Source organism: Nocardia sp. NPDC003345, assembly GCF_053589395.1.
The window spans coordinates 1-3,414 of record NZ_JBSFRU010000477.1; the positions used below are offsets into that span (position 1 = coordinate 1).

3 protein-coding genes are annotated in these 3,414 nt (G+C 66.4%); 1 reads left to right on the forward strand and 2 read right to left on the reverse strand.

The features are described from left to right. Window positions 1-102: 102 nt before the first annotated feature. On the forward strand, window positions 103-1,617 hold the full coding sequence (locus tag ACWDU1_RS30865; protein ID WP_450003883.1) for a sensor histidine kinase: 1,515 nt from the start codon (window positions 103-105) through the stop codon (window positions 1,615-1,617). A gap of 225 nt (window positions 1,618-1,842) precedes the next feature. On the opposite strand, the gene ACWDU1_RS30870 is transcribed toward ACWDU1_RS30865, so the two are convergent. Next, window positions 1,843-2,097: a WhiB family transcriptional regulator gene (locus ACWDU1_RS30870; protein ID WP_062998119.1), complete on the reverse strand. Its 255-nt coding sequence runs from the start codon at window positions 2,095-2,097 to the stop codon at window positions 1,843-1,845. 252 nt (window positions 2,098-2,349) lie between these two features. Next, entirely contained in the window at window positions 2,350-3,297 is a 948-nt protein-coding gene (locus ACWDU1_RS30875) for a diacylglycerol/lipid kinase family protein (RefSeq protein ID WP_450003884.1), read from the reverse strand. Between the last annotated feature and the right edge of the window lie 117 nt (window positions 3,298-3,414).

Below are 3,414 nucleotides of genomic sequence, written 5' to 3' on the forward strand. Positions count from 1 at the left end.
CAGGGCTCGAAGCGAGGCGGCGTAGCCGCGAGTCTCGAGCCCTGACAGCAGACGCTCAGAGGGCCGAACCCCGCGCGCCGAAGGCGCGCCTAATATTCCAGCATGTCGACGTTGAGTGATCTGCTGGCCGAGCACACCGATCTGCCCGGGGTGGCGGTGGATCATCTGCAGCGGGTGGTGGGGGATTGGCAGTTGCTCGCGGATCTGTCGTTCTCGGATCTGCTGCTGTGGGTGGGGGCGGGGCCCGTCGGCGACGGCGCCGATATCGTGTGCGTCGCCCAGTGCCGGCCCACCACCGCGCCGACGGTCCATCTCGAGGACCTGGTGGGCAATGTCGCCCGGTACTCCGAGCATTCACAGGTATTCGACGCGCTGACCAGCGGTGAGATCGTGCGCACCGATACCGAGGGCGAAGCGAAGGGCGTGTACCACCCGCACCCGGTGCAGGCGATCCGGGAGGCCATCCCGGTGCGGTGCGGTGACGATGTGATCGCGGTGCTGAGCCGCGATACCGACCGGCAGCGGTCGCGGGTGCGCAGCAGTCTGGAGATCGCGTATGTCGCGTGTGCCGACGATCTGTGCCAGATGATGGCGGACGGGACGTTCCCGACCACCGAGGACCGCGCGGCCACGCATTCGAGCCCGCGGGCCGGAGACGGGTTCATCCGGCTCGATACGGCGGGGATCGTCACCTACGCGAGCCCGAACGCGCTGTCGGCCTATCACCGGATGGGGTTACAGGCGGATCTGGCGGGTCAGGATCTGGCCGTGACCACACGCTCGCTGGTGACCGACCCGTTCGACGCGCAGGAGGTGGTGGGCGATATCCAGGCCGCGCTCGCCGGCCGCACCGGCCGCCGGATGGAGGTGGAGGCGCGCGGCGCGACGGTCCTGCTGCGGACCCTGGTGTTGCGGCCGCACGGGGAACTGGCGGGGGCCGCCGTCCTGGTGCGGGATGTCACCGAGGTGAAGCGCCGGGACCGCGCGCTGCTGAGCAAGGACGCGACCATCCGTGAGATCCATCACCGGGTGAAGAACAATCTGCAGACGGTGGCCGCGCTGCTGCGGCTGCAGGCGCGGCGGACCGAGAACGAGGAGGCCCGGGTGGCGCTCACCGAATCGGTACGCCGGGTTACCTCGATCGCCTCGGTGCACGAGATGCTGTCGATGTCGGTGGACGAAGAGGTCGATCTGGACGAGGTCGTGGACCGGCTGCTGCCGATCATGGCCGATGTCGCCACGGTGCACACCGCGCGAATCACGGTGCGGCGGGCGGGTTCTCTGGGTGTCTTCTCGGCGGAGCGCGCCACACCGCTGGTGATGGTGCTGACCGAACTGGTGCAGAACGCGATCGAGCACGCCTTCGATGGCGGTCAGAACGGAACCGTCACCATCCGGGCGGAACGTTCGGCGCGCTGGCTGGACGTGATCATCAGCGACGACGGCGGCGGCCTGCCCGCCGGTTTCAGCCTCGAATCCTCGGACAGTCTCGGCCTGCAGATCGTGCGCACTCTGGTGACCGCGGAATTGGGCGGATCGATCGGGCTGCACCCGGGCGCGGATATCGGAACGGACGCGGTGCTGCGGGTACCGCTGGGGCGTCGTGCGGCGCGCTGATACCCGACGGAAACTCGCCTGTTTCGATTATGCATAGCCATGATCGGCTGTGTCCGAAAACACCCCATATTTTTCAGGGGGCATATTTCGGCAAAATAACGGACGCCCGAGTTCGGCCTGCTCCGGAAAAAATTCAGCCCGGCACCAGAAGGCTGGTGCCGGGCATTCCACGACTCCCCGGGCCGGGCTGAATCGGTGGTCCGGTAGTCGCTTCCCCGCGCTGTGTCAGACAGACGTACGAGTACGGGTGCGCGCATTGCGGCGCTTGAGCGCGCGCCGCTCGTCTTCGCTCATACCGCCCCATACACCGGCATCCTGTCCGGAACCCAGGGCCCAGGACAGGCATTCGGCGGTAACGGGGCAGCGGGCGCAGACCAGCTTGGCATCGGCAATCTGCGCGAGCGCAGGACCACTGTTGCCCACCGGGAAAAACAGTTCGGGGTCCTCGTCGCGACAGATGGCCTTATGGCGCCAGTCCATTCCTTCTGCTCCTTTGTAGGGCGCCGCACAGGGCGCCGTTCGGTTGGTGGGTCGTTCACTTGTGCGAACTGAATGTTTCCGCACGGTTGCTTGTGAATGCTTTCACGAACACCGTAGATGTCAATAGGTATCCGATGCACCGTGGCAAAGCTCACGCACTGCAGTCCCACATCGGGGCCCTGCCGCAGTCCTTTGTACTCGCCTGCGCCGGTTTCTGCAGCACAACGAGAGGTATTTCCCGAATGCGTCAGCTCAAACCGGTCGCGGGGCGACCACGTCCAGGACGTTGGGCACAGCGGTGAAATCCACCACGTCGCGTTCGCCGATGAAGTCACCGTCGATTTGCAGGCCGATCGGCTCGGCACTCGAGATGCGCACCGACGGAACATCGTCGTCCCGGAACAATTTCCGCGACTTCGGCTCGGAGTGCGGCGACAACAGCTGCGTCGCCAGGCGCAGTGTAGGCAGTAACGCCATGGTTCGCACGGCGAACACTCCGAGACCCGATTCGAAACGTGTACCCGGATTGGTGCGCACCGGACGGGATTCCAGATACGTCCACGGGCTGGTGTTGGTGACGAACGCGTAATGCACCCCGGTCACCGGCTCACGCCCCGGAACATGCACGGTCACCTCGGGCATCGCCCGCTTGGTGCGGAAGAACTGCCGGACGGTGGTTCGCACATACCGCGCCGGAGTCGCGGCCCGCCCCCTCGCGCGACTCGCATCGATGGCGGCACACACATCGGCGTCGAGCCCCACCCCCGCGCTGAAACAGAACCAGCGATCATCGGTGATCCCCAACCCGATCCGCCGATCCCCGTCCCCCGCCTTCAACAGATCGATCAACTGATTGGTCGCCGCCACCGGATCCGGCGCGATATCCAGCGACCGCGCGAACACGTTCGCCGACCCACCCGGAATGATCCCCAGCCGCGGCCGCCACGCCTGCCCATCGTCCACCTGCGGCAACGGCACGAACCCGTTGATCGTCTCGTTGACCGTCCCGTCCCCGCCGTGCACCACGATCAAATCCATCTCATTGGTCGCCGCCCACTGCGCCAACTCCGCCGCATGCCCCCGATGCTGCGTATGCGCCACCGTGAGCTGAGTCCGGCTCTCCAGCGCATGCGCCAGCAGATCACGGGTTGCCGCCGTGGTAGAAGTCGCATTCGGATTGACGATCAACAACGTCCGCACCTGCGCAGTGTAGTCGGCGGCGGCTTCGCCGCCGCGGGGTTGCGGGCCCCGAGGTCCCGTGTTTCAGCGCCCGAGACTCGTGGCTTCGCCACATGCGCTTCGGGCGCTGAAACACGG